4 protein-coding genes and 2 pseudogenes are annotated in these 6,000 nt (G+C 43.3%); 3 read left to right on the top strand and 3 right to left on the bottom strand.

What is annotated here, in order from left to right; all coding sequences use genetic code 11:
* Positions 1 to 352: 352 nt before the first annotated feature.
* The 3 genes and pseudogenes from dapF to QUB39_RS23590 all read left to right on the top strand — a co-directional run bounded on the left by dapF (position 353) and on the right by QUB39_RS23590 (position 2,788).
* Positions 353 to 1,195 carry a diaminopimelate epimerase gene (gene dapF / locus QUB39_RS23600; protein ID WP_333233848.1) on the top strand — a complete coding sequence of 281 codons (843 nt, stop codon included), beginning with the start codon at positions 353 to 355 and terminating at the stop codon, positions 1,193 to 1,195.
* A gap of 277 nt (positions 1,196 to 1,472) precedes the next feature.
* A pseudogene (locus tag QUB39_RS23595) lies at positions 1,473 to 1,955 on the top strand (hypothetical protein); the annotation flags it as partial.
* A gap of 347 nt (positions 1,956 to 2,302) precedes the next feature.
* Positions 2,303 to 2,788, top strand: a complete 486-nt coding sequence (locus QUB39_RS23590; RefSeq protein ID WP_333057287.1) for an IS66 family transposase — start codon at positions 2,303 to 2,305, stop codon at positions 2,786 to 2,788.
* Positions 2,789 to 3,007: 219 nt separating this feature from the next.
* Here the strand turns inward: QUB39_RS23590 and QUB39_RS23585 are convergent, their stop codons facing one another.
* From QUB39_RS23585 to QUB39_RS23575, 3 genes and pseudogenes are all read right to left on the bottom strand, one after another.
* Positions 3,008 to 4,042, bottom strand: coding sequence for a glycosyltransferase family 2 protein (locus QUB39_RS23585; RefSeq protein WP_333057286.1), 1,035 nt, complete (start codon positions 4,040 to 4,042; stop codon positions 3,008 to 3,010).
* Between the two features lie 166 nt (positions 4,043 to 4,208).
* Positions 4,209 to 4,307, bottom strand: a pseudogene (locus QUB39_RS23580) (transposase); the annotation flags it as partial.
* A gap of 777 nt (positions 4,308 to 5,084) precedes the next feature.
* Positions 5,085 to 5,288 (bottom strand): hypothetical protein, encoded by a 204-nt coding sequence (locus QUB39_RS23575; protein WP_333057284.1) that lies wholly within the window; start codon positions 5,286 to 5,288, stop codon positions 5,085 to 5,087.
* Positions 5,289 to 6,000 lie beyond the last annotated feature (712 nt).

Here is a 6,000-nt window from a genome sequence, read left to right as displayed (position 1 = left end):
AACCGGTTTCTGGCGAGAAATCCAGAAGAAACCCGGTTTCTGGGGTGTACTTTATAAACCTGGAATCCGCTGTATTAGTTTGTGGTTGGTTTACGATCGCGCTTCAGCTAAGGTGCGTCGCTTGGAGATGGTCGCTCTTTTTTAGAATTTAATGGTGGCGACGCACCCTACAGCTACTGTTGCATGACTTTTGAGAATTAGTATTAAATATCGCTGGGGAGTTATAAATATTATATTTGTTTATGTTGCACGAGAAAGGACTATAAATTGCATAAAGTTTTATAATACTGAGAAATGGGTAATTTGGTCCGCAAATTATCTAATCAGTTTTAACCAAAAGAGGTTTGTTTTTATGCCGATCGAGTTTGCGAAGTATCACGGACTGGGAAATGATTTTATTCTGATTGACAACCGCCACTCGTCAGAACCGGTGATCGCGCCAGAACAAGCTGTGGATTTGTGCGATCGACATTTCGGGATTGGTGCAGACGGTGTGATATTTGCTCTTCCGGGTCAAAATGACACTGACTATACGATGCGGATTTTTAACTCCGACGGTTCGGAACCAGAAATGTGCGGCAACGGGATTCGCTGTTTGGCTAAGTTTATCGCGGATTTGGACGGGTCAGAGGCGAAAACTCAGTACCGCATCCACACTCTGGCTGGTGTGATTAGCCCGGAATTGCGATCGGACGGTCAGGTTAAGGTGGATATGGGGGTTCCCCGGCTGCTGGCTGCGGAAATTCCGACAACTTTGGCCGCACCGGATGCCAAAGCTATAGATGTGCCGATCGAAGTTGCTGATAAATCTTGGTCTGTTACCTGTGTCAGCATGGGTAATCCTCACTGCATTACTTTTGTAGAGGATGTTGCGGCTGTTGCTTTAGAAACTGTCGGGCCTCAATTCGAGCACAACAAAGCATTCCCGCAGCGTACCAATACGGAATTTATTCAAGTGGTACGTTCAGACTATGTAAAAATGCGGGTGTGGGAAAGAGGCGCGGGTGTTACTCTAGCTTGTGGGACTGGTGCTTGTGCTGCTGTGGTAGCTGGGGTGTTGGTAGGAAAGTGCGATCGGGCAACTGCTGTTGAGCTCCCCGGCGGCGTTTTGGAAATCGAATGGGCAGAAGTTTCTGGGCGCATTTACATGACCGGGCCGGCACAGCGAGTATTTACTGGTTGTATGAGTGATTAGTCATTAGTTATTAGTCATTAGTTATTAGTCATCAGTCACTGGTCAGAAGGGATTTTTTGTTGAATTAACAAGCAATAAAAATTATTGACTTCAAAATTTTTATTGAATTCTGACCAATGCCTTCCGCCTTCACAAATCATTGGCTGCGGACTGAAGACTGAAGGCTAATAACTAAGCCGGAAATCTCAAATCTCAAATCTCAAATCTAAAATTAAGTAGGTGGGCTGGCAGGGCTGGAGGTATTTATCTGATTCAGGACGACAACAGGCTGGTAGAAATGATGGAACAGCCCTACGACTCGGAAGACCAGTTACAAGACTTGCTAGTAACTTATCCTAATTTGATCGCGGGAGACCAAATCGATCGGGCGACGGCGCGCAGATGGCTGTTAATTTCGCGGGAAGCTGCACCCAGCGATGAGGAAACAGCGGTGCAGTGGTCGCTGGATCATTTGTTTCTCGACCAAAATGCAGTTCCTACTTTGGTGGATGTCCGGCGAACTCCTAATGCCGAACTGCGACAAAAAGTTTTGGGCCAGTCGATCGACTATGCTGCTAATGCGTTGGTTTACTGGCCGATCGATTCAATTATTGCTCTGTTTGAAGCTAATTGTCGCGATCGGGGTCGCGATCCTGAACAGATTTTTGAAGAGTTTCTCGGTGCGGATGCTAATGAAGACCTATTTTGGCAGAAGGTTAAAACTCATTTGCAAGCGGGTAAAGTTCGCTTAGTGTTTGTAGCTGACGAGATTTCCGCTGAGCAATAGAAAATAAATAACTTAGGATCGCGAATTAAATAATTTACACTCTTGAAAGTGGGTTGGGCCTAAGATCCCGCCCTTTCTGGACGGGCGGGACGCCCATCCCACAAGAACCATCACGCATTCTAAGTTATTTAATTCTCATATCGTTTCCGGTTGCATCGGAATGATTTAACCGCAGAGGGCGCAGAGAACGCAGAGGGAGAGAATACAGAGATGAATACAGGACGATGCTACCGGATTTGATATCATTCCTAACGAAGTTCTCGCAGAACATCGTCCCGATATCTGGGTGTCAGATTTCTCCCGCGCTCAAAAAAATCACCCAGCACCACAATGGCAAGTGTGTGAGTGCACATCAACTGCGGGATTGCCAATATGCGATTGATGCTCTTGCCAGAATTTTTGCCCCAGCGATGAAGAGGTTATTATTAAGGGCTTTTATCATCCATCGGCAACGGGAGAATATGGATGATACTAGACTCTTGAGATATCGAATAAATTTACAGGAAAGATTAACCAAAATTTTGGATTTAGCACCACAGCATCCGGATGGTATACGGTTACGAAAACGTTACGGTGGGCTGATTGACAATTTATTTCTATTTCTGGAAGATGCGACAATTCCACCCACGAATAATAGTAGTGAACAGGCGATTCGGATGAGTGTGATATTTCGCCGTGTGACCAATGGCTTCCGTTCGGAATGGGGGCGAGATTTGTTTGCTGCCGTTCGTTCAGTTGTTAATACTGGCAAGCGTCCGGGTTTAACTGCTTATCAATCCATTCAACAAGCTCTCTCTACTGATGGCTCCCTTTTTTCCCCTAGTTGAGCAATTACAATTTTTGGTTGTTCATTGGTTGGATACCTTTGTTTATAAATCGATCTTTGTCAGTTTAGTTTTGAAGAAATTACTCGATCGGTTGCAGGTTTTTTGAGGTTCCGGTGTCGGGTGTAGAGGTTGGGGAGAAAACCCGCCTCTACACGGGAATCGGGATTACAGGGGAGAAGTACGTTCCAGAAAAAACCTGTTAAGTTGATGGTGGCTAACCTACTTAGTAGACTTAGCACTAATTCTAACTTGCTCCATTGATGGGCTTGATCTCTTGTATTCGATCAAGTTGCTGCGCTGTCCCAGCAAGCGACGCTGATGAAACTGAATCTGACCTTGCAATTGGGGAAATCTCCCGATCGCACAAGATATAGCATAAAGACCAGAATCCTTGGCTGGCAAATTCCGCTGCAACATCCGGCGGTAAATTCGGTAGGTAAGTATCGGGTAGGTGGCGAGCAACCACAGGCTCCACCCGTGGGTGAACCAGGCTGTGCCCAATGCTAGCACAGGCAGAACGAATCCCCAGAACCAGATGCTGGTGGTCTCTTTGACCCAGTGGCGATCGGGGGTGTTTCCGTGCAGCCAGGAACCCTCGGCGTAGGCGTGACCGGCTCTTTGAGAACGTTTCCACCACTGGGTAAAACTTGTCATTTGGGCGTCGTGCAGGGTCATTTCTGCATCTAATCGCTCGATTTTCCAGCCGTTTTGACGCAGCCGCACGCAGAGTTCCGGTTCTTCGCCAGCAATGAGTGCAGGGTTGAAACCGCCGACTTGCTCGAACGCCGCGACGCGCATCATCGAGTCGCCGCCGCAGGCTTTGGCTTCGCCGACAGGCGTGTCCCACTCGATGTCGCAGAGTCGGTTGTATGCTGTGGCGTTGGGAAATCTTTCGCGCCGGCGCCCGCACACTACGGCTACGTCGGGTTTGGCTGTGAGTTCTTGCTGGGCGAGTTCGATCCATCCGTCAACCAATTCGCAGTCGCCGTCTACAAATTGGACAAATTCGATGTCTGGTGATAGTTTCAGCAAGCGAGCAAAGCCTTCGTTTCTGGCGCGTGCTGCAGTAAACGGTATAGATAAGTTTAGTTCTACTGTATCGGCTCCGATCGATCGGGCTAACTCTAGGCTACCGTCTGTTGATCCGGAATCGACATACACGACGCGGGCAACTTTGTCTGTGGCCGATACTAGGCACTGGCGCAGGCGCGGCCCTTCATTGCGTCCGATCGCCACTAATCCAACTTGTTTCAAGTCTTACCTCTTAAATTCCACTCGCGAGCTGTTATTTTAATATTTTAGCGACACTCAAGGTAAGTTCACAATATCTTTATATTGTAACTTCTATGGAGCTACGCTTTTCGGTGTTAGACTGCCTCTAGCTTATTCAGTTCTTCTGGAGTCAACACGATCGGCAAAACTAATCAGAAAAGCAAGCTAATAGCCTCGCCAGAAAGTTATCAAAGTTGACAAATCCATAAGCTTGCCGCTTAATCAACTTGATTCGGTTGTTAATTCCTGCTCTACAGAACCTAGTATTTCAAAAAGTTAATAATCTTATAAAAATTAACTATAAAATATAAAAATTAGGCGGTGTAAAAGCAATTATATATTCACTTACAGATATTTTTGTGATTTAATAAGTTGAGATATTACACAAATTGTCATAAAAATTATACTGAGAATATGGTAAACGTATCTAAATTAATTTAATTTGACAAAAAAGTGAGTTTTTGCATTACTAAATAACTAAAAAAAAAATCGGAAAATTCTTAAGTTTAACCCCAGTGAAGCAGATTCAATCAAAATTTTAAGAATTTATAAAATTTAAAAATCAGGATAGATTTCACAAGAGATGGGTGTTATCTTTTAAGCGTTAGCTGGCAAAGTTTAAAATTTGAAATCAATAATTATCCCTTCCCGCTCGATAGCGTTTCATTTTTAGACTTTGTGCCGGAAGTTTTTTCTTGTTGCAGTATATTTATGGCTAGCCTCCGATTGAAGTGCAAAATTTACGGGAGAGTTCTGTTTCATAATCCAGCTTTTATATTCACAAAATGTAACATCAAGCGTCCAATATAAGCTATTTTTAATGCCCCAGTGACTGCGGCTCGCCCCAGCCATTGTCTCAGCATTACTGCTGAAACTACTAAGCGTAAAAACGAGCTTATGTGGTGGTTTTATTCTACAATCTTTGTTCACTAACTATCATGACAACTGTTTTTGATCCCGTCCATAATGCTTGATTATGCAGAGGTGGTAACTCGGATAAATCCACATTCCCGACTTGTCTTTGTTACACTCGGTGATGTCCTGCTTCTACTTGTTCATGTTCATAATAATCATACTTTTTTCCTAAATAATCTGCTTCTTGAGCTACTTCAAACCACTCTTTCACGGCTTTGTATAAAAGTTGTTGATTGCCTTTGAAAGCTAAAATATAATCTTCTTTTTTCTTGAAAATCAGAGATATTATATTTTTTTGATAACAGCCGATCATCTATAGTTATTACACTTCCGGCAATTTATAACATTTCTATTAATTCCGCAATCGCTGTCATTAGATTTTAGATTTTAGATTTTGGCTTTACCCCACGGATAAATTCGGGGGCTTGAGGATTTTCGATTTTAGATTTTGGATTGATTGCACGGATAAATCACGTGGCGGGTAGCATCAAGAAATTCTTGGTCATTCCATTAGATTTTTTATGTTTTTTTTTTCTAAAACCAATTGATGAAATGAAGACTAGCTTGTAACTATATATATCGCTTTTGGCTGGCTATTTCGGTCATATAATTGTTTTATTGTTTCGCCATCAATGAAGGGCGATCGCGTTTAGTTCTAATTCCCCGACTATGGCATTTACCCAAGTCAAAAAACATTCTTGAAACTATTGTGGTTCACTTCGGGAAAATAGCCGACTAAATGTGTCATGAGATGGTAGGCTATTCGGTAATTATAGAAAGCTTTTTAAGCATTGATATTTGGCATTACCTAGGCTTCTATTGCCACCCATCCGTCTGCACCGCGTCTGGACAGCTAGAATCGCCATCGTCGATCTAATATCTTTAAGTAAGTGTTCTTTACTTCTTTCTATTCTTGAATTTTTATAGTTGGGAAAATGCTCTAAAAAAAGGGTATTTAAAAGATTCATTGAAGGTGGTAATGAATCTGTTTATTTTTGTTGGGAAGTTACAGCTTTACTAAAACC

It is taken from the genome of Microcoleus sp. AT8-B5, from assembly GCF_036705565.1.
GTDB lineage: Bacteria > Cyanobacteriota > Cyanobacteriia > Cyanobacteriales > Microcoleaceae > Microcoleus.
The sequence above is the reverse complement of the archived record's forward strand: the minus strand, read 5'-3'. Positions and strand labels throughout refer to the sequence as shown.